The organism is Mucilaginibacter sp. (genome assembly GCF_028288225.1).
GTDB lineage: Bacteria > Bacteroidota > Bacteroidia > Sphingobacteriales > Sphingobacteriaceae > Mucilaginibacter.
Window position 1 is genome coordinate 1 of sequence record NZ_JAQBOC010000072.1, and the last position, 25,897, is coordinate 25,897.

The following is a 25,897-nucleotide window of genomic DNA, read 5'->3' on the forward strand; positions in this document are numbered from 1 at the left end:
TTTGGGCTAATCCGACAAAATCGTTGCTGCCTGTTAACAATACCGGAATTGACTGTTCCTGGATTGGCGTAGGATTTTCAAATCCTAACTCAGAGATGGCATTAACAATATCATGACGGATTCCCAGATTAATAAATGGGTTCATGAATTTAAATAACGAATTTGACTACATCGCCAAATCGGGCGCAAAGGTATCCATTATTATTTACAATTCAAATACCAATTTTGAAATTTATGATAATGATATTTTATCGGTATAAAACATTACTTTTTAGACAATTATCATATATTTATTGAAAGTTTACCTTTTACAACATGAAACTAAGAATCGTCATCCTCCTCATTTTAAGCATTTTTATAAAATCCAGCTTTGCACAACAAGGTGCATCGCCATTTGATACTACCAAATATGGTAAAAATGCAGCAGTTGGCAAATATGCCGACATCCGCGGATTTAAAATGTATTATGAAACTTATGGTAAGGGCGAACCCCTGCTCATAATCCATGGCAATGGCGGCTCTATCAATAACTTTTTATACCAGATCCCCTATTTCGCCAAAAACTACCAGGTAATAATTGCCGATAGCCGGGCGCAGGGAAAATCAATTGATCATGCAGATTCATTAAGCTATGAAATGATGACCGATGACCTGAATGCCTTGCTGGATAAACTGAACTTAAAACAGTGTTATGTAATAGGATGGAGCGATGGCGGCATTAACGGTTTACTTCTGGCTATTCATCACCCTGATAAAGTAAAGAAACTTGCTGTAACCGGCGCAAATTTATGGCCCGATACCAGCGCGGTTGATCCCTTTGTTTATAACTACGCTTTAAATTTGAATTTGAAAGGTCAGGATACTATTAAAAAAATAAAGAATGTAACGCCTGAAATGAAGAACCAGATTAAATTGTTACACTTGCTAACTTATGAACCGCATATTAAATTATCGGATGTAAAAAAGATAAGCTGCCCTACCCTTGTTATAGGTGGCGATCATGATGTGATACAAACAAAGCATACTATGCTGATAGCGGAAACCATTCCCAATTCCTATTTGTGGATCTTACCAAACTCCGGCCATTCAACACCTATATACTATAAAGATATGTTTAACCAGGTAGTAGGAGATTTCTTCACGAAGCCTTATAGGAAGATTGAAGGATACGGAAGGTTTAATTAAAGTAGTTGATTGGGTTGATTAAGTGAGTGGTTGACTAGGTTGAAAGAATGCGAGCAATTGAATTTTCACCTTCAAAAACTTAATCAACTCAATCCAACCAAATCTAACTTAATCAACTTTTCACGCTACCTCAACCTATCCGCCGATTTCACCAGCTTTTCATCCGCTTTTATTGCACGGATACCCAGCAGAATAAACAACATACTTAGCGAGGAAAGAAAAAGGCCGATCCCCCAATTATGCGTATCGATCTGAATACTGCCCATTATTTTTTTTGCCGCTTGTGATAACCAGAAGCTATAGCCAACAATTACCAATAGTGCACTGTAGCACAGAGCAACTTGTTGTTTGCGATTTTTATATAAAAATATAATAACCAATGGTATTAAGCCAATAAGGGCTGTAGCAATGGTAAGGCCCGCAAAAAATTCCGTATGGGTATTTTGTCCGTTCACATCCTGGTAAACACCGGTAACCATAAGGGTAATGGGTTTGCCACCTGTATAAATGTTGTGTACCAATGGGAAAAGAAACAGGGCAAACAGGGCAAGGCTGGCAAGCAAAAGATAAATGCTTTGTATTCGTTGTAACATATAATTAATTTATCTAACAAAGATAGATAAGAGTCAAGACATTAGCGTCAAGAATCAGGAGAAAAACAATGTAAACCAATTATTGGGGTTATCTTCCTGTCTCCTGGTTCATCGCTCTTAATTCTTATTTATTAAGTATCAATTAAATATTGTAATTTTAATGACTTTAACCCCTGATATAAATTGATATGAGCGATTCATTATCTTCTTCCTTGCAACCTAAAGATGTGCGTATGGACGACTACCTGTTAAAAAAAACATTCCTTGAGCATTTAAATTACATTTATTATGGCAAGAGGCATCTTATTGATTTTTTTGTTGAAGTCAAAGACATAGCAACCTTATCGGTGTTAAAACATGCCATAGAGGAAGCCATTGACGATAACGAGAGCCAGATAAAACAGATGGATGATATATATACAGCGATAAAAGAAGCACCATCCAAAACAAATACACTCGGTATAAAAGCCCTAACCCTTGAAGCGTACCTTGCCGCAATAAAAGCGGGTAAAACCCCGCTGGAACGCGATGTATTTATCCTTTTTTATCTGCAGCAAATTGAAGGAATTGAAGTTACCTATTTTAAAGTATTAAAGAACCTGGCCAAAGCCATAGGTTACAGTAATTCTTTTTTAGATCAGCCTTTTGATACCGCCGTTGAGAACAAGATTTTGTTTGAGTCGATTTATCAGGAGTATATTTCTTAGGTTGTTGAAAAGTTGTAATGTTGAAAGGTTTTAATGTTAGAAAAATAAAAATATCGAATTCCGGGCGATTTCATCATTTTATGTATTCATAATTAAACTAACCGACACGTATTGATCCAAAACTTTACAACATTTCAACCTTCCAACATTCCAACTTCCTCACTACCTTTGCCGCGTGACCAAACAACGTTATTTTATTGAACTTTCGTATGATGGAACAAACTACCATGGCTGGCAGATCCAGCAAAATGCGGTTAGTGTACAGGAAGTATTAAATAAAAGTTTATCTATTGTGTTACGTCAGCAAATTGAAACATTAGGCTGCGGACGAACGGATACAGGTGTACATGCGAAAGAGTTTTTTGCACATTTTGATTTTGAGACCATAGACCATGGACTATGGACTATGGACGAAACGAGTACAATTTTAAGAAGTTTAAATTCCATCCTCCCCAAAGACATCGCTATAAAAAAAATCTTCCCGGTTGCTGCTGAAGCCCATGCGCGGTTTGATGCAACTTTACGCAGCTATGAATACCATATCCATTTTAATAAAGACCCGTTTAAAAATGGTTACTCCTGGGAGCTGCGGGATAAACCGGATGTTGATTTGATGAACAAAGCTGCGGCTATTATTATGGAGCATACTGATTTTAGCTGCTTCAGTAAATCAAATACACAGGTAAAGACCAATATTTGTAAAATCTCAAAAGCGGAATGGGCTATTAAGGGCGATGGAATAGTATTCCACATCTCTGCCGACCGTTTTTTGCGTAATATGGTGCGCGCTATAGTAGGCACATTGCTTATGGTTGGCAAACACGAAATTGAACCTGAAACAGTACGTTCTATCATCGAGAGCAAAAATCGCAGCAACGCAGGCATGTCAGTACCGGCAGGGGGATTATATTTAACTGAGGTAAAATATTAGCCCCCTAACCCCCTAAAGGGGGAATAAATGAAATGAGTTTTAAGAATTAAAGGTAACTTTGAATTATAAGTGAGCAACGATAAAAATAGCAATTCAAAAGTTCCCCCTTCAGGGGGCGGAGGGGGCATTACCGGTAAAGCGCTTGATTGGAAACTGCTAAGGCGGGTAATGCGTTATGTTAAACCGTATAATGTTACCTTTATCATAGCGGCGTTTTTAACCATCTTTTTGGCGGTCAATGCGCTGGTTCAGCCTATACTGATCCAGAAAACGCTTGACGATTATATTTTAAAAGATAACTACGGCGGTTTGGTCTTTATGGTTGAGCTGATGATAGCCCAACTTGTTATTCAAACCGCCGCCCAATATTATCAAACTTATTTAACCAATTCACTGGGGCAATCCGTTATCCGCGATCTTAGGATCGATATATTCAACCATATCACAAGTCTGCGCCTGAAGTACTTCGACCGCACACCTATCGGGATGCTGATTACGCGCACAGTATCAGACCTGGAAACCATTGCAGATATTTTTTCGGAAGGCCTGATATCTATTATGGGCGATCTGCTGCTGGTTGTTGCTATTATAGGGTACATGATATTTAAAGATTGGAAGCTTGCCTTCATTACGCTTATCCCGATGCCTTTTTTGTTCCTGTCTACCTATGTTTTTAAGGAGGCTATCAAATCATCCTTCCAGGAGGTGCGTACACAGGTTGCGCATCTGAACACTTTTTTGGCCGAGCACATTTCGGGGATGAGCGTTATCCAGATTTTTGCCCGGGAGGACCAGGAGATGCGAAAATTTAAAGCCGTTAACGGGAAATACAGGGATGCGAATATCCGCTCAAACTGGTATTATTCTATATTTTTCCCGGTGGTTGAAATATTGTTTGCCTGCTGTATGGGCCTAATGGTATGGTATGGTTGTAAGAGGATCCTGAGCGATCAGCAATTAAGGGCTATCTCAGCATCGCCAAACGGGGTTACCCCCGGGATGATCCTGGAATTTATAGTTTACTTAAATATACTTTTCAGGCCCATCCGCCAGCTGGCTGATAAATTTAACACCCTGCAAATGGGCATGGTCGGTGCCGACCGCATCTTTAAAGTTTTGGATACAGATGAGATAGCTATTAACACCGGGAAATTAAATCCCGCTGTTTTGCAAGGCGAGATAGAATTTAATAATGTTTGGTTTGCCTACAATGATGAGAACTGGGTTTTAAAAGACATCAGCTTTCACTTGCAGCCGGGCAAAACCCTGGCGCTGGTTGGTGCAACCGGTGCCGGCAAATCGTCAACCATAAACATCCTGAACCGCTTTTATGAGATTGGCAAAGGAGAGGTTAAAGTTGATGGTATAGATATAAGGGAATATGATGTTGACTATCTGCGCTCGCATATTGCAACCGTTATACAGGATGTTTTTTTGTTTACAGACACTATTGCCAACAACATCAGCCTTAGCAATACGGAAATAACACGCGAGCAGATCATCGCGGCAGCAAAAGATGTTGGCGCACATGAGTTTATAGAGCGGCTACCGGGGGGGTATGATTATAATGTGATGGAAAGAGGCTCAACTCTTTCGGCAGGGCAGTCGCAGTTAATTTCTTTTATCAGGGCATTGGTGTACAATCCCACTATCCTTGTGCTGGATGAAGCTACCTCATCTGTTGATACTGAGACAGAGATCCTGATCCAAAATGCCATCAGCAAGCTTATGCAGGGCCGTACAGCTATTGTAATTGCTCACCGCCTGTCAACCATTCAAAATGCCGATAAAATTATAGTACTTGATCATGGCGAGATAAAAGAAATGGGCACCCATCAGGAGCTTCTGCGCATTGAAGACGGCTACTATCGTAAGCTTTACGATTTGCAATTTAATTCAGCGGGGATTGTGAAGGAGTAAAGTTCATAGTTGATGGTTCATAAAAAAAAATTCACCAACGCACTGCCGCCTCTATTGTTTATTAAAAACGATATTCTTGATCCTTCCATTAGTCAACTTAAACCCGGAAACTTTATTTTGCCCGTTTTTATAAAATGCGATGTTCCCGTTATAGCTGCTAAAGCCGCCCGCAATGGCAATATCGGGGTCGAAAGCAAAATCGCCCAAGCGCATGTGGTGTGCAACCAACTTTCCGTTTTCAACTGTAAGACGGTAAGATGCTTCCAGTTCGGGACTGTAGTAACTGCCTGCATATTCATTAAGCTGCGATAGGTCGGCTTTTATAGGGACTATTCTTTTTGCATTAATGTCCTTGTATTTAAGCGCACCCGCTTTATCAGTTATGCCGGTAAATGTTACAGAAGCGCCATAAGCCGGCACCCAAAGCGATGTATCTGTTTTTAAATCTGTCGAAAATTTGTTTTCGCCGTTTGCCTGTACCATTAGTTTGCCGTCTTCAAGGGTAAATGTAGCGTACCAGCCTGTGCCCAATTGATAGGTGCCGGTATATTTTTTTAGTATTGAGCTGTCGACTTTAATGGTTGGCAAGCTGTTAATATCGGGGCGTGCCGGCCCAGCCTTTAGCTTATGTTTTAAAAACAGCTGCGCAATGGCATCAGCATTTGCCCCCGAGTCGAAATTACCGTGATTACTTAGCAAGATAATGGAAAGCTTTTCATCCGGGTAATTTGAAATAATGGTCCTGAAACCAGCCCAGCCGCCGTCGTGCTGTATGTTTCGTATCCCGTTGTTGTCGCCCACTGCCAACCCATAAGCATAGTTATTTTTTTGTCCATTATTAAGCAAATCCGTTTCTATCATTCTTAAATAAACCGGGTCGCGCTTATCCAACGATCGCTGGAAGTTAATCATCCATTTTGAAAGGTCTTCGGCGGTGGTAACTATTGAGCTTGAGCCCCAGGCCGTAAGCTCATCATTATTTTTGCTGTAGCCCCGCCCACTAGGCGAATAGGAACCCGCCAAATTTTTCACAACATTCGAATAATCACTCAACACCTGCGATGAATTCATACCCAGCGGTTTAAATATATTTTCAGCAATCCAATCCGGGAAAGTTTTGCTACTTACTTTGGCCACAATAGCGGCGAGCAGGTTATAGCCGGTATTTGAGTAAGAGTACTGCGAACCCGGCTCAAAATCAAGGTCGCGTTGCTTGCTCACCATGCGCATAATATCGTCGTAGCTAAACGCTTCGTCCCAGCGCCAGCCTGCGGCATGCAGGCCAGCCGGCCAGTCGCGCAAACCACTGGTATGGTGTATAAGGTTGCGGATGGTCATCGGCTTGTTAAACTGCGGCACATCGGGCAGGTATTTATGGATGTCGTCGTCAGGCGAAATCTTTCCCTGCTGTATCAATGTCGAAATGGCGAACCCTGTAAATTGCTTGGATACCGAAGCAATATCGAAAACCGTAGTAGTGCTTACCTGTATATTGTATTCAAGGCTGGCCAAACCATAACCCTTTTTAAAAACAACATTGCCATCTTTTATAATTAAAACAGCTACGCCGGGGCTGCCAGGTTGCGTGTAAGCTTTAAAAACAGAATCTATTTGTGTTTGCTGCGCCACAGGGATATCTTGCGAGCATCCCGCTACACAGCATAAAAGCAATAAAAAGGTAAGGTTAATTTTCATGGAGCTAAGAGTTAACGGCTTCGTTATTAGTTAATGGCACACATAAATATGACCATAAATTTCACAAAGCGTTGCATTACCCCAAAACTAATTTGCGCTATACTTTGCGCTTATCGCCGGGGTGCACCGGCTGCTCTTCCCGCTCGTGCTTTTTAGCAATATCGCCGCCGTGAGGCTTATCGGCTTTGTATTCACTATCCTCTTTCCTCACCTTACTTTTACTACCCTTATCAACCGGTTTATGTGTTGATGATGGTTTATCAATTGCGTTTACTGGCTTTGTCATAAAAGATTAACAAAGTAAGGGGAGATTTGTTCATTTTCGGTATTTTATGTCATTGCAAGCGCTGCGCTGCAATGACATAGACAAGAAAATAGACAAAAATAAAAAAGGCCGCTCTTTTCAGAGAAGCCTTTCAATATAAGATTCTTATAAAATTACTGTGCCGACAATGCTGCCGCGCCGCTCACAATTTCGGTAAGCTCGGTAGTAATTGCTGCCTGCCGTGCCTGGTTGTAGGCTAGCTTCAGTGCCTTCAACAGGTCACCCGCATTTTCAGTAGCCTTATCCATTGCCGTCATACGTGCACCATGCTCAGATGCATTTGAATCAAGCACTGCTTTGTATAACTGGGTTTTTATGTTTTTTGGGATCAGCTGTTCAACAATTGCTTCCTGTGAGGGTTCGAGGATGTAATCAACCTGGGTTTGGCTGGCAGCCTTATCAGGAGTTTTAGTATCCTTTTTAGCCTCTTCCTTTCTCTCGGTTTTTGGAACAGGCAACAGCTGTTCAACCGTTAATATCTGCATTGCAGCATTTTTAAATTGATTGTATACCAGGTCAACACGGTCATACTCGCCTTTCAAAAAACCATCCATAATACTTTGGGTAATTACCGATGTATTTTCAAAATTCAGGTCAAGGTACAGGTCATTGTTGTTACCAATAACGTTGTATTTGCGCCTCTGATAAAACTCCTGACTTTTTTTACCTATAGCCACAATTGATACATTGCCTGCTCTTAACTGCTCGCTGTATTTTTCGGCTATAACGTTGTTGGCAGTTTTTATAACGTTAGCGTTAAAAGCCCCGGCCAAACCACGGTTTGATGAAACCACAACTACCAATACCTTATTTGGCTCGCGCTGTTGTAAAAATGGCGATGATCCATCTTCTAAACTTGCAGACAAGTTTGCCAGCAGCTCTTTCAGCTTATTGGCATAAGGGCGTAATTGTACAATAGCGTTGGTAGCCCGTTTCAACTTAGCCGCCGAAACCATTTTCATAGCCTTGGTGATCTGCTGTGTTGAGCTTACGGACTTTATCCTGTTTCTTACTTCTTTTAAATTAGCCATGCTTTGTTGAGTCTTTAGTCCCGAGTCTTTAGTCTAAAGTCTATTGACTCAGGACTAAAGACTTCAGACTTTGAACTAATTAATATTTTCCTGTCAGCTCTTTAGCAACTGTTTCCAGTACGCCGGTTATTGTATCATCAAACTTACCTGCTTTAAGGGCAGCTAATATTTCAGGATGACGCACTTCAAGCTGACTTGTAAATTCGCTTTCAAACTCACGGATCTTGTTTACAGGTACGTTACGCATCAGGTTTTTTGTACCTAAGTAAATAACCGCAACTTGTTTTTCAACTGTTACCGGTGAGTACTGGCCTTGTTTCAGGATCTCAACGTTACGGGCACCTTTATCAAGTACGTTTTTTGTTGATGCGTCCAAATCTGACCCGAATTTTGAGAAAGCCTCAAGCTCGCGGTATTGAGCCTGGTCAAGTTTTAATGTACCGGCAACTTTCTTCATTGATTTGATCTGCGCGTTACCACCCACACGTGATACAGAGATACCTACGTTAATAGCCGGACGAACACCTGCGTTAAACAAGTTTGATTCAAGGAAGATCTGACCATCGGTAATTGAAATTACGTTGGTTGGGATATAAGCTGATACGTCACCTGCCTGTGTTTCAATAATAGGCAACGCAGTTAATGAACCGCCACCTTTTACAAGGCCACGGATAGACTCAGGCAAATCATTCATCGCCTGGGCAATTGAATCATTCTGGTTGATCTTGGCGGCACGCTCTAATAAACGGCTGTGCAGGTAAAACACGTCACCCGGATAAGCCTCGCGGCCCGGCGGACGACGCAATAATAAGGATACTTCACGATAAGCAACCGCTTGCTTTGACAAATCATCATAAATGATCAATGCAGGGCGACCTGTATCGCGGAAGTACTCGCCAATGGCAGCGCCTGCAAACGGAGCAAAGAATTGCATAGTAGCAGAGTCTGACGCACTGGCTGCAACAATGATAGAATATGGCATAGCGCCTTTTTCTTCAAGTGTTCGTACAATGTTTGCCACTGTTGAAGCTTTTTGGCCGCAGGCAACATAAATACATATTACCGGTTTGCCGGCATCATAAAATTCTTTCTGGTTGATGATGGTATCGATACAAACAGCAGTTTTACCTGTCTGACGGTCACCAATCACAAGCTCACGTTGTCCGCGGCCGATAGGGATCATTGCATCAATAGCTTTAATACCTGTTTGCAATGGCTCGGTAACCGGCTGGCGATAGATAACACCCGGCGCTTTACGCTCCAAAGGCATTTCATAAGTTTCGCCAACGATAGGGCCTTTACCATCAATAGGGTTTCCCAATGTATCAACAACACGGCCAAGCATGCCTTCGCCAACGTTGATAGAAGCAATCCTGTTAGTACGTTTAACGGTATCACCTTCTTTAATATCATCGGATTTACCTAACAATACCACACCCACGTTATCTTCTTCAAGGTTAAGTACGATACCCTGTAAACCGGTACCAAACTCAACCAGCTCACCCGATTGTACTTTTGTTAATCCATAAACGCGTGCAATACCGTCACCCACCTGGAGTACGGTACCCACTTCTTCTAATTCAGATTCTGACTTGAAGCCTGCCAATTGCTGACGCAAAATTGCTGATACTTCGTCTGGTCTTACCTCTACCATTTTTTATTTATTTTAGAGTTTTAGTTTTTAATTTTTAACTGGAACTACCCTGTGGGCAAATTCTTTTTTCAATTTATGTAAATCGCTTGCAATGCTGGTATCAATCTGCCTGTCGCCAACGGTTAAAACAAATCCGCCTATTAATGACGGATCAACCTTAGCTTCCAGTTTTACAGTACCACCTGTTGCAGCCTGGATATCAGCTATCATTTTTTGTTTGTTAGCATCAGACAAGGCCGTTGCCGATACTACTGAAGCATGAGTGATATTCTTTTTAATATCATACAGGTTAACAAACTCACTGGCGGTGGCATATAAAACCTCGCCCCGGCCTTTGTTCACCATCAGCTTAAAAAAAGCAAGGCTTGCCTTATTCACCTTTGCAGCAAAAATCTCTTCGAGTATTTTTACCTTTTTTGAGTGAGATACTATAGGGTTAGCCAAAACCGCTTTTAATTCAGGGTTTGCCTTTAAAGTGTGCAGGAAAAGCTCCATATCGCCTTTAATTGGCTCAACCAAATTTTGCTCTTCTGCAAGATCGATGATTGATTTTGCGTACCTGGCTGCTACTGTTAATTCTGACATATTTTTATTTCGGATTTCGGAAGTTCGATTTCGGAATTGATTTACTTAAGATTTCTTATTGGATAAGATGCTAAATTTCATTTTCTTAAATCCGAAATTGAACATCCGAAATCCGATATTAACTTAATTTCACTTCCTTTAAAAGATCCTTAACCAGTTCGTCTTGTTTTTTCTGATCTTCAAATTGCTTGCGCAATACTTTCTCGGCAATTTCCAATGAAAGTGATGCTACCTGGTTTTTAACGTCAGCCATAGCAATTGCTTTCTGGTTATTGATCTCGATGCGGGCAAGGTCAATCTGGCGGGAGCCTTCTTTGTGTGCAGCCTCTTTAGCATCGCTGATGATCTGGTTTTTTACTTTAGTAGCCTCTGATAAAATAGCATCGCGTTCTGCACGTGCTTGTTTAAGCAAAGCTTCGTTTTCGCTGGTTAAACGTGCCATTTCTTCTTTAACTGCTTCAGCTCTTGACAAAGCAGTTTCAATAGATTGCTCACGCTCGTTTACAGCGGCTAAGATGGGTTTCCAGGCAAATTTACCCAGTAAGAACAACAGGATCAGGAATGATAGTGTTGTCCAGAAAATTAAACCTACTTCAGGTGTAACTAATTCCATTATATTTTATTTATTACTGTATGATACTTTTTAATGAATCTTAACACATTCCCGGAACCAACCGTTCCGGGATGTTTTGTTTCTCTGTTGCCTAATAATAATTAGAGCAAAGCCACTACCACGGCAAACAATGCAACACCTTCTACAAGGGCCGCAGCGATGATCATGTTAGTTTGAATTTTAGAAATAGCTTCAGGCTGGCGTGCAATAGCTTCTACAGCTTTTCCACCAATCTGTCCGATGCCGATACCAGCACCAATAGCAGCTAAACCTGCACCGATAGGACCATATCCTCCTGTCATTGTTTAAAAATTTAAAGTGTATATATAGAATAATTAATTTTAAATCACCTCATGATCATGATGCTCCTGTATAGCCATCCCTATAAACAGGGAAGTAAGCATCGTAAAAATATAAGCCTGTAAAAACGCTACCAGTACTTCTATCGTATCAATAAATACCACAAACACAACCGATACCGGTGAGATCCACAAGCTGTTAAATATAAATATTAACGAAACAAGACTCAACACAACAATGTGGCCGGCTGTTATGTTAGCAAACAAACGGATCATTAATGCAATAGGCTTTGAAAATATAGAAACAATTTCTACCGGGATCATGATAGGGAATAACCACCATGGGTTAGGTACAAATATGTGTTTCCAGTAATGTTTATTGGCTTTCAGGTTAACAACCAAAAGTATAATAACTGCTAATACAAGGGTAACTGCAATATTACCGGTAAGGTTGTAACCACCCGGGAAGAAAGGGATCATCCCGAAAATATTATTGATCAATATAAAAAAGAATATGGTAAGCAATAAAGGCATATATGCTTTATACTTAACACCAATATTTGGCAGGGCAACATCATCCCTTATAAACAAGATCAAAGGCTCCATCCATGATTGTAAACCTTTAGGCGCTTTGCCAGCACGTTTTTTATAAGTTCCTGAAACGCTGAAGAATACAAGCAAAAGAATAATACCTGTCATCCACATACTGGCAACGTTTTGGGTGATGGAGAAATCCCAAACCTTTTTGTTATTAACAGCATCAATTTGCTTATCGGCAGCAGCAACTTTTATTTTATTATTTACCAGCATATAATTATAATACTTGCCGGTATAAACTGCACCCTGTGGCTGCAGGTGTGCCGATGAAAACATTTCTAACCCTTTATCGGTATAAAGTATTACCGGTAGCGGGATATATGACTTTCCGAACATATGCCACTCATGCTTGTCAGCAATATGTTCCATTATAGTTTCTTTCGGGTCAAACTTCTTTCCAGCACCCTCTTCCTTATTTTCCTGCGCCAGCGCTTTGGTTGGAAATCCCCCTAACGCTAAAAAAAACGCACAAATTAATGATATGTTAAAAATTTTTGATTTCAAAATCGAGCCGTTTATCATCTAAATGAAGTTTTCTACCTTAAAATTTTGTGCCGCAAGGTACGTAACAAAATATAAACTTCAAAGGCTGTATTTAAGAAATATACGTAAAAAAAATCGCCTATAAAAACATACTTATTTACCTTGTTTTTTACCAGGAAAACCAACACAAAAATGAGGCATGACAGGATCTTGAAAACTGTTGCACCCATAAATGCCTCTGAGAACATATTAGGGTACATTTGGCGTACAACCAATATGCTTGTTACCACCAAAAGCGTTAGCCCTGCTAAGAAAGAGAAGATAAGCCAGAAGTCGGGCATTATCAATTCAGCGTGTCCATAGTTCTTTAAATAATATGGCGGTATGGCAATAATAAAGGTAAACCATAAAAAAAATAATAATGCCTGGTAAATTTTCATAAGGACTGGGTTTGTAATTGTTTTTGATCAATCTTTTATCGACTTTATAACAACGTACAAAGATATAAAAACCCCGGTAAGTGATAGTACTGCAGTTACCCACTTTACGCTATGATTTGCTGACTGGTCTATCTTATAACCTGCAAATGAGAACAGGCCAATTATCACGATCATCTGGAATGCTATCCCCATAAATTTACTATAGTTATTTCCGGGGTTACCGTTGTCGTTGCTTTCTTTTTGTTCATCTTTGGCCATATGCAAATTTATTAATCCTATTGCATAATTGTTATTAAATTAGCGAGGCTTTTACAACCACCTTTACATTGGATCGAATTTCTAAATTTCAAGTATTAAAACAAATCAGGTTCCTGCTTTTTGCGTTGGCAATTATCACAGCAGGGTGTTCACTTGAAAAAAAGAGCGGATTTAACCGCACAATGCAAAACCTAACCGCCCATTACAACATTCTTTTTAATGCTAAAGAGATCTTAAGGCAAAAGCAGGTGAGCTATGCATCATCATTTGTTGACAATTATAACGAGATCCTGAGTGTTTATCCTGATACCATTGCCCAATCAGGAATACCGGATAAGGATCTGGAAGAAGCAATAGTTAAAGGAAACAAAATAATAAACATTAAAGAACAGAGTAGTTACCTGGGCGACGCCTACCTGGTTTTAGGAAAGGCTAATTACCTTGAGGGGAACTATTTTAATGCAACCGAGTTTTTAAACTACGTTATCAAATCGTTCCCAAAACGTTTGGACCTGGTACAGGATGCCCTGGTTTGGAAAACCCGGTCGCTAATGTATCTGCATGATCTGCCACAAGCTAAAATAGCTATAGACAGCGCAATACAAAATATCGACCCCAAAAAAAATAAGCGTCTTATTGCTGACGTTTATGCTACTAAATTGCAATACGACATTAATGTGCAGGAGTATGTTGATGGCGAAGAAATGGCCAAACAGGCTATAAGTTATTGCAGGGATAAAATGCAGCGCCTTCGCTGGACGTTTATTTTAAGCCAGCTACAGGAACTCAATCAAAAACCGGCCGGAGCTATTAAAAACTATAATAAAATAGCAAGCAGCAATGTATCATTCGAGATGGCTTTTAACGCCAGTTTAAACCGGATAAGAATTGATGATGCCCGCGATGGAATTAAAACAAACCGCACCGGACGTTTACTTGCCCTTTTAAAAGAGCCTAATAACAAAGATTTTAAGGACCAGATCTATTTCCAGGTGGCCGAGCTGCAAATGATTGATAAAAATGTTGACGGCGCCATTAAAAACTATAAACTATCAGTTAGTAACAGTGTTAAGAACCAGAATCAGAAAGGCCTCTCCTACCTGCGACTTGCTACCATCTACTTTAAAAACAAGGCAGATTACCTGAGCTCAAAAAAATATTATGACAGTACATTAACCAGCCTGCCTGTTAATTACCCGGGATACCAATCGATACAAAAGACGAATGCCAACCTGCAGTTACTGGCAGATGGCTACCAAACTATTGCCCGCGAAGATACTTTACAGGCATTGGCTAAAATGGACGAGAAAACACGGAGTGCGGTGATTGATAAAATGGTTAGCGATAATACGCTGCAACAACAGGCAGATCTGAATGCTGCGAGTGCGGCAGCGGCTACTACAGGGGTTACTGAAACATCTGGGCCCCGCTCGGGCCAGGCCAATGCATCTAATTCCTTCTATTTCTATAATTCAAATGCCGTTAGTAGAGGTTATAGTGATTTTAAACGAAAATGGGGCGACCGCAAGCTGGAGGATAACTGGCGCCGCAGCAGCCGCTCAAACAGTGATGTAACAGCCAACTCGGTAAATACCAGCAATATAGATCCTGATGCACCTGTGGGAGGGCAGCCTGGGGCTAAACCTAAAACAGCAACCGCAGGAGGTTATCGTGCTGAGCTTACAAAAAGCTTACCGCTTACGCCCGAACTGCTTGCGCAATCAAATTTAAAGATCTATCATGCCTATATAGATATTGCTAATTTTTACCGCGATATTTTGGGAGATAAAAAGGAAGCCATTGCTGTTTATGAAAACATTCTTCGCCGTTTTCCTAATGATGCTAATAAAGCATCCATATATTATAATTTATACCGGCTGTACAGCGATGTGGATAAACCAAAATCTGATCAGTATAAAAACATACTTTTAAAGGAATATGCCGATACCCCGTTTGCCAAAATAATTTCAGATCCGGATTTTGCTAAAAAGATGGAAGATGAAAATACAGAATTCACGCAGGCCTATAACCGGGTGTTTGACCTGTATTCACAAAAAAAGTATACAGCTGTTATTACCGGTGTGCCACAATTGTTTAAACAATACCCCGGCAATAAACTATCGGCTCAGCTATATTACCTTAAAACCATAGCCGAGGGACATAATGAAACCATAACCCCTTTTGTCGACAGCTTAAAGCAAATTGCGCAAAAGTTTCCGGATGACAGGTTAGTTACCCCTTTAATTAACCAGCAGTTGGCTTATATAAATACTAACCTTGCCGAATTGCAGGCAAGGCCGGTGGTACTTACGGATGATAACCCGCAGGACATACCGTTTACCCTTGATCCGGCTTTGCAGAAAGAAACCGCTTATCGCCCTAAAGTAGATCCGAATGCGATTAACCAGCCACAGGTTAGGATTGAAAGACAGCAACAGATAGCGGCTGAACAACCGCGCCAGGCTCCGCCAAAAATAACACCAACTATATTGCCTCCGGTTAAACAACCCATAGTGGTGAAAAAAGACGTTCCGCAAATTACCCCGCCGATTGAGCAGCCTGTTAAACAACCTGAGGTGATAGCGCAGCAGCCTGCGCCGGTTACCCCGGCAGCTAAGCCACCGGTTCGGGATACTGTAGCACCGCCGGTTAAACATGATACCATTACACAATCGGTGCAGAAAAATATTGTAATAACACCTGCTATAGAACAACGGGAAATTAAACCGGATGTGATCACTTCTGTTTTTACAATGCATGATAGTACAAACTATTACTTTGCAGTAAATGTTAAAAGCGGCACAACTAATTTGGCTTCATCGCGTTTTGGTTTTGGACAATTTATAAGGGCCAATTATCCCGGCAAGGGACTTAAACATCAGCTTATGGCTGTAGGGGCCGATAACCAGGTAATTTATATAGGCCGCTTTTTGAAACTTGCAGATGTAAAAAAATATGCCCGCGAAGTTATCCCGCTGTTGCCTGATATTATGAAAGTGCCAAAGGATAAATACAGCTTTTTTATTATATCACAGGAAAATCTGAATAAATTAGCCGACGCAAAATTATTGGATAGTTATTTAGACTATTATCAGAAAAACTTCTAACCATGAGCATTAAACTTGCACCACAAGATATACGAAGATATAATTGGTACATATGGAAAACTGTTATTTGCTTTTTAGCACTTTTCGTATTGATGCTTGTTGTAACTTATTTTGGCTTATTTGGCCAGCTGCCATCATTCAGAGCCATTGAAAACCCTAAAAGCAACCAGGCATCTGAAGTGCTTGCTGCAGATAAAACAGTTTTAGGTACTTATTACGTACAAAACCGTTCAAGCGTAAATTATTCACAATTGTCGCCAAATGTGGTTAATGCCTTGATAGCTACTGAAGATGTTCGTTTTTATGAACATTCAGGTATTGACTTTCAACGCTTGCCGGGCATTGTTTTCTTTACGCTGATAGGCAAAAAACAGGGCGCCAGCACAATTACCCAGCAGCTCGCAAAAAATCTTTTTTCGGGGCAAATCTCTCACAACCCTTTTGTACGCTTTACCCAAAAGCTTAAAGAGTGGATAATTGCTATACAATTGGAACGCCGCTACACCAAGCAGGAAATAGTTACCATGTATTTAAATACGGTTGATTTTGGCGCCTATAATACCTTCGGCATTAAGTCGGCTGCGCGTACCTATTTTAATGTTACGCCTGATAAGCTTAGCCCTGACCAGGCCGCATTGCTGGTAGGCATGCTTAAAGGCACCGGGGTCTATTCACCCATCAGGCATCCGGATAGGGCGTTAAACCGCCGTAACCTTATCTTAGGATTGATGGAAGGCCAGGGATTTTTAAGCAGTGGGCAATTAGCTGAGCTAAGGGGAAAACCACTTGGACTTAACTTTACCCAAACCACCCATAACGACGGGCGTGCACCTTATTTCAGGGCAGTATTAAAGCAGGAGATCCAAAAGATCTTTAAAGATCAGAATATCACTAAATCTGATGGTTCTGCATATGACCTTGACCGCGACGGGCTAAAAATATACACTACCATTGATGCAACCATGCAGCAATATGCCGAAGAAGCTCAGCATGATTATATGCATATATTGCAAGATGAGTTTAATGCCCAATGGAAAGGCGTTAGCCGCGCAAAGACCATTAAAAACTACAAGTTGCTGCTTGACCAGGGCATGTTCAGGTCTGACAGGTATAAGGAGCTACAATTGCAGGGAAAATCGGAAGATGAAATAAAGGAGAATTTTAATACCCGCGATAGCCTGGAACTTTTTACCTGGAGGGGGAATGTTGATACGGTGATGAGACCTATCGATTCTATTGTGTACAGTAAGATGATGCTCCGCAATTCCATGATGAGCATGGATCCTACCACAGGTTATGTAAAAGCATGGGTAGGCGGCACAAACTTTGAACATTTTAAATATGACCAGGTAAAGCTTGGAACCCGGCAGGTAGGTTCAACAGCTAAGCCTTTTACTTATTCGGTAGCTATTGAAAACGGGTTTTCGCCTTGCCAGGAGGTTGATAATGTACCGGTAACTATAACGGGATATGGATCAGGGCCATGGACCCCAAAACAATCATCATCAGATTGGCTGCAGGGTTCCATAACATTACGAAAGGCCCTGGGCTATTCGCAAAACTACGTGGCCGCCTATGTTATGAACGAAGTTAAACCCATCCCGGTGATGGAGCTGATAAAAAAAATGGGGATCACCAGCGATGTACCGCCGTACCCTTCCATATGCCTGGGTACGTTTAATGCCTCGGTATATGATATGACAGGCGCATACTCGGTATTTGCCAATCACGGTACCTGGACGGAGCCTACTTATATACTGCGTATTGAAGATAAAAATGGCAATGTGATATACACCCACACCCCCAAGGTAGTACAGGCCATGGATGTGCAAACCGCTTATGTAATGACCTATATGCTTAAAGGTGTAATTGAAGAAGGTACAGGATCAAGGCTGATGTACAAATATGGGTTTCATAACCCTATAGGCGGTAAAACAGGCACCACTCAAGACAACTCGGACGGCTGGTTTATGGGTATTACTCCGCAGCTTGTTACCGGCGTGTGGACAGGCTGTGAAGACCGCGACATCCATTTCCGTTCAACAAGGCTTGGGGAAGGCGCTAACTCGGCCCTGCCTATTTTTGCCGGGTTTATGAAACGGGTATATGACAACCCAGCCCTCGGCATTAAAAGGAACGTCGATTTTGATGCACCAAAAAATGGTGTAAATATTGTTATGGATTGCAACGCGTATAAGCAGCAACAACAAGGAACGGGTGAGGTGGATAAAAAACTAGGGTTCTAGTTTATTGAAAGGTTGGAAAGTTGTAATGTTTTAAAGTTGTAATATCGTTAATTATTAACATCGTCATTGCGAGGACCGAAGCAACTTCTGCACTCGCTGATCATGAACCTTGAGGTTATGTAGCGCCCTGACAGTTGACAAGCTTTACATTCACCATGTAAACTAAGTTCCATGAATGTCCTTTGCAGAGGTTGCGTCGTTCCTCACAATGACATTTGTTATATTACTAAGTCATTCACAATGACTTAATGACCAAATGACAATGACTACAATATTTGATTATAAAGTCGTATTAAAGAACATACCTCACAAACCCGGTATTTACCAGTTTTGGGATGATGAGAAGGAACTGATCTATATTGGTAAGGCGAAAGACCTGCGTAACCGTGTTACCAGCTACTTTAACAAGGACAACCATGTAAATGCCAAAACAAAGGTACTGGTATCAAAGATCAGGAATATTACATTTACTATTGTTGATACCGAAGTTGACGCCTGGCTGCTGGAAAACAGCCTGATAAAAAAACATCAGCCGCGATATAATGTGATGCTGAAAGATGATAAAACCTATCCATGGATCATCATTAAGAATGAGCATTTTCCCCGCATATTTTATACAAGGCGCATTATTCGGGATGGCTCAAAATACCTGGGGCCTTATGCCTCTGTGAGTATGATGCACAATATCCTGGGGCTTATAAAAGAAACTTTCCCCTTACGTACCTGTAACCTGGCACTTACCCGTGAAAACATTGACAAGGGAAAGTTTAAAGTTTGTTTGGAGTACCAGCTGGGCAATTGCAAAGGCCCCTGCCAAAACTACCAGACAGAGGACGACTATGATCACAGCATTGAAGAAATAACCGATATTTTAAACGGCAAAATTGGTGCTGTGCTGCGTAACCTTAAAGCTGATATGGAGAAGGCCGTGAGCGATATGAATTATGAACAAGCGCACCGCTTAAAAAGAAAATTCGAGCTGCTGGACAATTACCAGAGCAAATCAACCGTAGTAAATTCATCAATAACTGATGTGGATGTTTTCAGCATAGCATCCGAAGAGAAATATGCCTTTGTTAACTATTTAAAGGTGATGAACGGCACAATCATCCAGACACAAACCATCGAACTAAAAAAACGATTGGATGAAAGTGATGAGGAGCTGTTAACCCTGGCCATATCCGAGTTCAGGAGCCGGTATGATAGCCATTCAAAGGAGATCATTGTGCCGTTTAATATAGATCTGGATGATGCTAAGATAAAATTCACTGTGCCAAAGCTGGGCGAAAAAAGGAAGCTGCTTGATCTTTCGCAAAAGAATGTTCATTTCTTTAAAAGAGATAAGCTGGATCAGTATGAAAAATTAAATCCAGAGATAAGGACCGAAAGGCTGCTTACGCAAATGATGAAAGATTTGCGGATGAACCAGCTGCCCAGGCATATTGAATGTTTTGATAACTCCAATTTCCAGGGTAAATACCCGGTATCGGCAATTGTTGTTTTTAAAGATGCAAAACCATCAAAAAAGGATTACCGGCACTTTAATGTGAAGACCGTTGAGGGCCCGGATGATTTTGCAACTATGGAAGAAGCAGTTCACCGCCGTTACAGGCGGATGCTTGATGAAGGTACAGAGCTGCCGCAACTAATAGTTATTGATGGCGGCAAGGGACAGCTATCATCAGCATTAAAAAGCCTTAAACTACTGGGCATTGATAAGCAGGTAACCGTAATTGGTATTGCCAAGCGACTGGAAGAGCTATATTACCCCGGCGACCAATATCCATTGTATCTCGACAAAAAATCAGAAACCTTAAAAGTTATTCAGCAATTAAGGGACGAGGCGCACCGCTTCGGTATAACTTTTCACCGTAAAAAACGCGACAAGGGCACCCTGGTAACCGAACTTGAACTTATTGAAGGCATTGGCAAAACAACCGCTGAAAAGCTTCTTAAATACTTTAAATCTGTTAAAAAAGTGCGTGCAGCAACGGAGGTTGAATTACAGGAAGTAGTGAATACGAAGCAAGCGAAAGCGATAATAGCTTATTTTAGTGATCAGAGGTTAGAGACCAGAGATTAGTTTAAAAAAAACTTTGCTTCTGCGGGTTTAACACAGCGTAAATTAAAAAAGCCTCTGCAAAATGCAAAGGCTCTATATCTTTCGGTCTTTACTGACTTTCGGACTACAACATTAATACGACCACAAATTAAGCTCCCAGTCCATCAGGGTTTTCTTCATCCGTTCAGCTTCATACAGCCGGTCTATACCACTGGCGTAATCTTTTATACGTTCGTCCTTGTCGTTTGATTCTTTTACTATGTAACTCGTGAAGATCCTTTTTACAAAGGCATCGTCAAAGCTTAGCCCTGTAGCATCATTATTTCGACTAACAATTTCTTTGGTTGCCAATATGTGCCTTGCTTCCTGAAAATTCACCCAAAATGCCGGCTGATAATCTTCAGTAGCGCCAACCTTAACCTTAATCATTGGTGCAATACCAACTATACGGGGTTCAAAAATGGACCGCTGCCTGTCAAATATCCAATCTTCCTTAATCCGGAACTTCACAACACTATCGGCATTAAATTCTCCTGCCTGTACAGTAGAGCCGGTTTTGTTGCCGTTGGCGTCAAATTTATCAACTACACTGCTATCCGCCATTTTGCTCCTTGCCTTTCCCTGTGCTAATGGAACTAAAAACCTGTCGCCTCCCGGGTCATCCTTGCTGGCAATTGGATCATATGCTGTTAGTTCGCCGGCGTCAATAGCAGTTAGTAAAACTTCAATTAAACGCTGTTTTGGCGAAGCAAGGTATGCGTTCATTTTTTCGCGGATATCAATTTCGCGCCATACGCGTTTAACAAATGCAGCATCAGATTCCCTTAAATTAGGATATGGGGTTACTTTGGCGCTTAAAATATTGGCCTTTTTAAAATAGCCATCCAACGGCGGTTCAAAAGGCTTTACCGGGCCTGCTTTTTTTGTGGTATCAATACCTGTAGGTTTTGCACTTGTAGTGGCATTGGGATTTACTGCTGCAGGTTGTTGTTGCTGCGTTTGCGCAGGTGGCGTAGCAGCAGCTTTTTTCTTACGTTTTTGAGCATAAGAACTTATGCAGGCCAGGCAAAGTATAACAATTAAAATCCTTGTTTTCATAATTCTTTTAATTAGCAGTTAATACAATCGAATCAAGTCCGCGTTGTGTACCATCAGGGCCAACAGCAATAATCTCTTTAAATACGACAGTTGTACCTGGCGTAACACCATTCATAGCAGAACGCATAGCGCTTGTTAATTCACCGCCATTTGCTGATAATATAACAACATCCTGGCGGGGCTTTGCAATCATTAAGGTAAAACGGGTAACGTTAAATTTAGCATCAAAATCAAAGTTGTCAAGTTTTGCAAAAAGCCTGTCCTGCGCCCTTATGTTAGCCGCACTGGTATTGCCGCTGCTTTTACCTGCAAACTGAGGTTTAGGATCAGGGATCCGTTTAGTACGAAACAATGAGCTACCCAAAACAGATGTTTTACCTGGTGCCAATTCACCCGAAACGGTAATTGTCGCTTCACCTATAGAGGTAACGGTAGCCGTATAATGTCCATTTGAGCCACTTATACTACCACCTGTCATACTTACTCTAAGTTTTTCTTTTCCGATCCCGGGAGCCGAAACTGAAACTGGATTTGGCACACCTATGTATAATACATTCATTTTATCAGGAGACACAACAGCTGATGGCCTGGCAACCTGGTAAGTTTGTGTTGGAAGATCATATGTTTTAATACCATCCGGGCCTTTCACACCAATTTTACCAGAGTAGGTAAAAACACCTTCCTTTGAAGTATTAACAGTATATTTCCCTTTGCCACCTGTTACCGCAATGTTTCCCCCGTTAACAGTAATGATAGGATTTGATTTAGAATCATATGCAGTTAAAAAAATATCTGCAGTATATGGCTGACCAGCTAATACATAGCTTGTTGGCGCAACAGCAACACCTACAAATTGATCTAAAGTAACCTGTGCTACATCAATTTCACTCAATATTTTTTTAACAACTTCGTTTTCAGCGTTTTTATTATCAGTTTGGATCTTGGCAAGTGTGGTGATTGTAGCACCCAAAGGTATCCCTTCTCCAAAATAAGCCTCCTCCCAATTTTTCTTAGGGCCTTGTCCCGCAGTTGCAGGCGGGTCAACAGCCTCAAGTGAGAAATTAACCCCGGCTCTTTCTTTGTCATTCTTTAACAAAGCCAGTAAACTGGAACGTGTTTCAGTAATCTTTTGGCGTAATTCCTCACCCTTTTTTCCGGTTATCATTACCCGGGGAGAAACATCCAGGTTATCCCGTTTTTCAACGTCATTAGTTGTGGTGTTTATACCACCACCTTCAGCAGTTAATTGATCCCTTAAAGCCTGGATATAATCATTCAGGGCTTTTGCCACAGCTGTGGCTTTCTTGGCCCTATCATATATGGGCTGCGCCCGGTCATGCTGTTCCTTAAGCTTACCATTCTCAAAAGAAGTATAAGTTGTACTAATACCCTTTTCTACATTAGATGTGGATGTATCCAGGCTATTCTTTATATTTTTAAATGCATCAAGTAAATTATCCGGTACACTTAAGGCCACAAGGCCTAAAAGCACCAGGTAAAGGATACCCATCATTCGTTGTCTTGGGGTTTGCTTACCTCCAGCCATTTGTCTTAAATGTTATGTTTTTAATTAAATAAAAATTAATAAGCCTTAATTAACGCGTGGCTGATTCATTGCTGAAAGCATATTGCCGTATATTGAGTTTAATGTCGACAGGTTCTTAGCTAAGCGATTAACCTCTTCCTTAAATTGTTTTGAATCATTTGCTGATGCATTAAAGTCCTGAATGGTTGCCGACATTTCGCTATAAAACCTGTTCATTGATTTTAAATGGTTGCTTGAATCCTGCAGCTCAAGCTCATAAACAGCATTTAATGCGGTTAAATTTTTAGCCATTTTATTGATCTGCTCGTGGTATGGTTTTGAATCAACATTTGAGTTGGCCATATCTGCCAGATTTGCTGATGCTTTTTCAAACGCATTGTTTAAGTTATCATAACTTGCTGATGCCTGCTTAATTTTTTGGGTGAAAGCAATAGTTGCATCGCCGGCATCGGTAACACGTGAAATAGAGTTCACTTTATCGCCAAATGTCCTTAGCCCGCTTGCAAGGCTCCCTATTAGTTCAGGACCAATTTTAGCCTCGCTCAACATTGCATCTAAAGCTGCCGTGTTTGAAAAATTATCGCCCGTTGATACAGCCTTGGTAGCCTTTGGCATCTCACCATCATAGTCTTCATCCAGCTCAGGATAGGCACGCTTCCAGTCAAGTTCTTTCTCTTCTCTCTGGAATCCTAAAAGGAAGAACAAAATGGCTTCTGCCGATAGTCCTCCTGAAATAAACCAGGTAGCACCCGGCCAGTGCAATATTTTGAACATCAGACCTACAATAACCACTGTAGCGCCCCATGATACGATATTATTAATTCCGTAAGGTTGTTTCTTCCCTGCCATAGTAATTTGAAAAAGATTAAATTTTATTTTTTATTTGATTAATGTGTTTATCGTTTGTCCCTTATGTCGCGACCAAGGTAAGAAGTTACGCAGCGGAAACCTATATATGATTTGGCTGTATCCTGGTATTCATAAGTACGGGTTGAATTTTGAAGAAAATAACCGATATCTTTCCACGAGCCTCCACGTACTACTTTACGTTTCAGTACTTCGGGATCGCTTGCTTTAGCTTCGTAGTTAAATGTAGGCGCAAGGTCATGAACAAAGGTTGAAGCAGATTCATCAAATGCTGATAGCGTCCACTCGGCCACGTTTCCTGCCATGTTATATAAACCGTAATCATTAGGGAAGTACGACTTAACATTTACTGTATATGCCCCGCCGTCATCAGTATAATTACCTCTGCCGGGTTTAAAGTTAGCCAACAGGCACCCTTTAGCATTTTTTGGATAAGGCCCGCCCCATGGATAATCGGTACCTATCCTGCCGCCGCGGGATGCATATTCAAATTGAGATTCAGTAGGCAGCTCGTAACGCGCACGGTGGGCTAATTTTCTTGAATCTTTATAAGCTTCGTTATAGCGTGTGCGCCATACTGTGAATGCACGTGCCTGGCGCCATGTTACACCCACAACAGGATAGTTGCGAAATGCAGGGTGAGAAAAGTAACCTTCTGTCATAGGCTCATTGGCGGCGTATGAAAAATCACTCAGCCAAACCAGTGTATCAGGATAAACCGGTACAGTATCACGTAATATGAAATCAGAACGTTTTTTGGTTTTATCATTCTTATACTCGGCTGCGTTACGCAAAACCATTAAGGCAAAATTATATTTCAGTAAGCGGACATCCAGCTCGTCGCGGTCAAAAACACGGTCATCGCCCTGGTAATACATTCCCTGTAGTTTTGAAGCATTTGCAGCGCTTGCCTTACCTTTTTTAGTACTCATTACCGGGTATTTTTTTACATAGGCCCAGTTGATATATTTCTTTCCGCTTGGGTTTGCAGACGCGCCTTTACCTGGCTTAAGATAATATTTGTCGTCGCTGATATAATTGGTGATTGCTATTGAGTCGCGAACCCAGTTTACAAACTGATGATACTGACTATTGGAGATCTCCGTTTGATCCATAAAAAATGGAGCTACGGTAACTTGTTTTGTTTGCGCAATTTGTGAAAAGGTAACATCCTGGTCTGTTTGCCCCATAAGGAACGAGCCACCCGGGACGTAAACCATACCATACGGGACCTCAGCACGGAAAGAGCGTTGCGGAACACCTGTAAGCTCGCCCCTGTCGCCTCCCTTGCCACATCCGCTTAAAATTCCAACTGCCAAAACCCCTAGTAAAAAGTATAATTGTTTCATCTTAAAAATCAATGTTAGCTATATAAATATAACACAATGTAACCCCCGAATATATTACTTTTGACGGATTATATCACAAAAAACATTTTTTATCAGTCAAATCTATTCTATTTACAGTTGAAATAGTATAAATCTATAGCTAATAAAAGCATAATTTCAATTAATTAGCCTAATACCATTATGCTAATTAGTTTGCATTTTTACGGAAATATAAAGAAAATAGTTGCAACAGGATTAAATAAATTTAAACAAGTTAATCAAATTGCCTAGCAGTCATGGTAAATTGTTGATTAAGTGAGCAATATA

Annotated in this window: 22 protein-coding genes; 7 read left to right on the forward strand and 15 right to left on the reverse strand. The window is 41.0% G+C overall.

Annotated elements, in window-relative coordinates; translation table 11 throughout:
- Positions 1 to 315: 315 nt before the first annotated feature.
- Positions 316 to 1,185, forward strand: coding sequence for an alpha/beta hydrolase (locus tag JWQ54_RS20860; RefSeq protein ID WP_299588869.1), 870 nt, complete (start codon positions 316 to 318; stop codon positions 1,183 to 1,185).
- Between the two features lie 125 nt (positions 1,186 to 1,310).
- Here the strand turns inward: JWQ54_RS20860 and JWQ54_RS20865 are convergent, their stop codons facing one another.
- Positions 1,311 to 1,778 (reverse strand): DUF4293 domain-containing protein, encoded by a 468-nt coding sequence (locus tag JWQ54_RS20865; RefSeq protein WP_299588871.1) that lies wholly within the window; start codon positions 1,776 to 1,778, stop codon positions 1,311 to 1,313.
- Between the two features lie 188 nt (positions 1,779 to 1,966).
- Between JWQ54_RS20865 and JWQ54_RS20870 the strand changes: the two genes are divergently transcribed.
- The 3 genes from JWQ54_RS20870 (at position 1,967) to JWQ54_RS20880 (ending at position 5,336) form a co-directional block, all read left to right on the forward strand.
- On the forward strand, positions 1,967 to 2,485 hold the full coding sequence (locus JWQ54_RS20870) for a DUF892 family protein (protein WP_299588873.1): 519 nt from the start codon (positions 1,967 to 1,969) through the stop codon (positions 2,483 to 2,485).
- A 175-nt stretch (positions 2,486 to 2,660) separates the two neighbouring features.
- Entirely contained in the window at positions 2,661 to 3,416 is a 756-nt protein-coding gene (gene truA, locus JWQ54_RS20875) for a tRNA pseudouridine(38-40) synthase TruA (protein ID WP_299588876.1), read from the forward strand.
- Between the two features lie 168 nt (positions 3,417 to 3,584).
- Positions 3,585 to 5,336 carry an ABC transporter ATP-binding protein gene (locus JWQ54_RS20880; protein ID WP_299589057.1) on the forward strand — a complete coding sequence of 584 codons (1,752 nt, stop codon included), beginning with the start codon at positions 3,585 to 3,587 and terminating at the stop codon, positions 5,334 to 5,336.
- Positions 5,337 to 5,387: 51 nt separating this feature from the next.
- Here the strand turns inward: JWQ54_RS20880 and JWQ54_RS20885 are convergent, their stop codons facing one another.
- The 10 genes from JWQ54_RS20885 to JWQ54_RS20930 all read right to left on the reverse strand — a co-directional run bounded on the left by JWQ54_RS20885 (position 5,388) and on the right by JWQ54_RS20930 (position 13,316).
- The gene (locus JWQ54_RS20885) at positions 5,388 to 7,031 is read right to left on the reverse strand and encodes a serine hydrolase (RefSeq protein ID WP_299588878.1); all 1,644 of its coding nucleotides are present in this window, start codon (positions 7,029 to 7,031) and stop codon (positions 5,388 to 5,390) included.
- A gap of 97 nt (positions 7,032 to 7,128) precedes the next feature.
- A complete protein-coding gene (locus tag JWQ54_RS20890; protein ID WP_299588880.1) occupies positions 7,129 to 7,317 on the reverse strand; it encodes a hypothetical protein in 189 nt (62 codons plus the stop codon).
- 152 nt (positions 7,318 to 7,469) lie between these two features.
- Positions 7,470 to 8,387, reverse strand: coding sequence for an ATP synthase F1 subunit gamma (gene atpG, locus JWQ54_RS20895; RefSeq protein ID WP_299588882.1), 918 nt, complete (start codon positions 8,385 to 8,387; stop codon positions 7,470 to 7,472).
- A 79-nt stretch (positions 8,388 to 8,466) separates the two neighbouring features.
- On the reverse strand, positions 8,467 to 10,041 hold the full coding sequence (atpA, locus tag JWQ54_RS20900; RefSeq protein ID WP_299588884.1) for a F0F1 ATP synthase subunit alpha: 1,575 nt from the start codon (positions 10,039 to 10,041) through the stop codon (positions 8,467 to 8,469).
- A gap of 27 nt (positions 10,042 to 10,068) precedes the next feature.
- The gene (gene atpH, locus JWQ54_RS20905) at positions 10,069 to 10,626 is read right to left on the reverse strand and encodes an ATP synthase F1 subunit delta (RefSeq protein ID WP_299588886.1); all 558 of its coding nucleotides are present in this window, start codon (positions 10,624 to 10,626) and stop codon (positions 10,069 to 10,071) included.
- Positions 10,627 to 10,744: 118 nt separating this feature from the next.
- A complete protein-coding gene (gene atpF / locus JWQ54_RS20910) occupies positions 10,745 to 11,239 on the reverse strand; it encodes a F0F1 ATP synthase subunit B (RefSeq protein ID WP_299588888.1) in 495 nt (164 codons plus the stop codon).
- A gap of 101 nt (positions 11,240 to 11,340) precedes the next feature.
- Positions 11,341 to 11,541, reverse strand: a complete 201-nt coding sequence (gene atpE / locus JWQ54_RS20915; RefSeq protein ID WP_299588891.1) for an ATP synthase F0 subunit C — start codon at positions 11,539 to 11,541, stop codon at positions 11,341 to 11,343.
- Positions 11,542 to 11,580: 39 nt separating this feature from the next.
- Entirely contained in the window at positions 11,581 to 12,639 is a 1,059-nt protein-coding gene (gene atpB, locus JWQ54_RS20920; protein ID WP_299588893.1) for a F0F1 ATP synthase subunit A, read from the reverse strand.
- A gap of 32 nt (positions 12,640 to 12,671) precedes the next feature.
- Positions 12,672 to 13,058 carry a hypothetical protein gene (locus tag JWQ54_RS20925; RefSeq protein ID WP_299588896.1) on the reverse strand — a complete coding sequence of 129 codons (387 nt, stop codon included), beginning with the start codon at positions 13,056 to 13,058 and terminating at the stop codon, positions 12,672 to 12,674.
- A gap of 27 nt (positions 13,059 to 13,085) precedes the next feature.
- Complete coding sequence (locus JWQ54_RS20930) at positions 13,086 to 13,316, reverse strand: AtpZ/AtpI family protein (RefSeq protein WP_299588899.1); 231 nt, start codon at positions 13,314 to 13,316, stop codon at positions 13,086 to 13,088.
- A gap of 182 nt (positions 13,317 to 13,498) precedes the next feature.
- On the opposite strand from JWQ54_RS20930, the gene JWQ54_RS20935 reads away from it, so the two are divergent.
- The 3 genes from JWQ54_RS20935 to uvrC all read left to right on the forward strand — a co-directional run bounded on the left by JWQ54_RS20935 (position 13,499) and on the right by uvrC (position 20,752).
- Positions 13,499 to 16,423, forward strand: a complete 2,925-nt coding sequence (locus tag JWQ54_RS20935; RefSeq protein WP_299588901.1) for a tetratricopeptide repeat protein — start codon at positions 13,499 to 13,501, stop codon at positions 16,421 to 16,423.
- Between the two features lie 2 nt (positions 16,424 to 16,425).
- Positions 16,426 to 18,669: a transglycosylase domain-containing protein gene (locus tag JWQ54_RS20940; RefSeq protein WP_299588903.1), complete on the forward strand. Its 2,244-nt coding sequence runs from the start codon at positions 16,426 to 16,428 to the stop codon at positions 18,667 to 18,669.
- Between the two features lie 262 nt (positions 18,670 to 18,931).
- Positions 18,932 to 20,752 carry an excinuclease ABC subunit UvrC gene (gene uvrC, locus JWQ54_RS20945; RefSeq protein WP_299588905.1) on the forward strand — a complete coding sequence of 607 codons (1,821 nt, stop codon included), beginning with the start codon at positions 18,932 to 18,934 and terminating at the stop codon, positions 20,750 to 20,752.
- A gap of 111 nt (positions 20,753 to 20,863) precedes the next feature.
- On the opposite strand, the gene gldN is transcribed toward uvrC, so the two are convergent.
- The 4 genes from gldN to JWQ54_RS20965 are packed head-to-tail and all read right to left on the reverse strand — an operon-like array spanning position 20,864 to position 25,591.
- A complete protein-coding gene (gldN, locus tag JWQ54_RS20950) occupies positions 20,864 to 21,829 on the reverse strand; it encodes a gliding motility protein GldN (RefSeq protein ID WP_299588907.1) in 966 nt (321 codons plus the stop codon).
- A 7-nt stretch (positions 21,830 to 21,836) separates the two neighbouring features.
- Positions 21,837 to 23,375 (reverse strand): gliding motility protein GldM, encoded by a 1,539-nt coding sequence (gldM, locus tag JWQ54_RS20955; RefSeq protein WP_299588910.1) that lies wholly within the window; start codon positions 23,373 to 23,375, stop codon positions 21,837 to 21,839.
- A 45-nt stretch (positions 23,376 to 23,420) separates the two neighbouring features.
- The gene (gene gldL, locus JWQ54_RS20960) at positions 23,421 to 24,224 is read right to left on the reverse strand and encodes a gliding motility protein GldL (RefSeq protein ID WP_299588913.1); all 804 of its coding nucleotides are present in this window, start codon (positions 24,222 to 24,224) and stop codon (positions 23,421 to 23,423) included.
- 47 nt (positions 24,225 to 24,271) lie between these two features.
- Positions 24,272 to 25,591: an SUMF1/EgtB/PvdO family nonheme iron enzyme gene (locus tag JWQ54_RS20965; protein ID WP_299588916.1), complete on the reverse strand. Its 1,320-nt coding sequence runs from the start codon at positions 25,589 to 25,591 to the stop codon at positions 24,272 to 24,274.
- Between the last annotated feature and the right edge of the window lie 306 nt (positions 25,592 to 25,897).